General features: G+C 48.1%; 1 protein-coding gene. It reads left to right on the top strand.

Going from position 1 to position 904, the window contains the following annotated elements; genetic code table 11:
* On the top strand, positions 1 to 904 hold a 904-nt coding region (gene apbC / locus R8O11_RS26025; protein WP_318194714.1), incomplete at both ends, for an iron-sulfur cluster carrier protein ApbC.

Here is a 904-nt window from a genome sequence, read left to right as displayed (position 1 = left end):
GTGAAGATTACATTGCCATTTGCTAGTAATGAGCTTCAGCGCACATTGCAAGAATGGATTCAACAACAGCAAGCATCCAAAGCTGTAGCCGCGTTTCCGTTTCACATTGAACTCGGCGTAAAAGCACTAGAAACGCAGGTTTCTAATGCGGTGAAAGGTGTGAAGAATATCATTGCGGTGAGCTCTGCAAAGGGTGGGGTGGGCAAATCCACAACAGCCGTTAACTTAGCCTTGGCTATCGCGCAGTCGGGAGCGAAGGTTGGCCTATTGGATGCCGATATATACGGTCCATCGGTTCCGATGATGCTCGGCCAGGAAGATGCGAAACCAGAAGTTCGTGATGGCAAATGGATGGAGCCTATTTTTGCTCACGGCATCTATACTCATTCTATTGGCTATTTAGTTAATAAATCTGAAGCAGCGATCTGGCGTGGCCCTATGGCATCGAAAGCGTTAGCTCAGCTATTGAATGAAACCGATTGGCCAGATCTGGATTACCTAGTGATAGACATGCCTCCAGGCACGGGTGATATCCAGTTGACGTTGTCACAACAAATTCCTGTTACCGGCACGGTTTTGGTGACGACGCCACAAGATTTAGCGTTGGCAGACGCGCGCAAAGGCGCAGCAATGTTTAACAAAGTCAATGTGCCAGTAGTAGGTGTGGTCGAAAATATGAGTTACCACATTTGTAGCCAATGTGGCGCGACTGAACACATCTTTGGTATGGGTGGCGCGGAGAAAATGTCTCAAGAGTTTGGCTTAGCGCTATTGGGCCAAATTCCGTTGCATATTTCTATGCGAGAAGACATTGATGCTGGTGTGCCAACCGTTGCGAGACGACCTGACAGTGAGCATTCAGGCTACTACAAACAGCTTGCAGATCGAGTGTGTAGCACAATGT

It is taken from the genome of Vibrio sp. 1288 (assembly GCF_033344475.1).
This window is presented reverse-complemented; position numbering and strand designations above follow the sequence as displayed.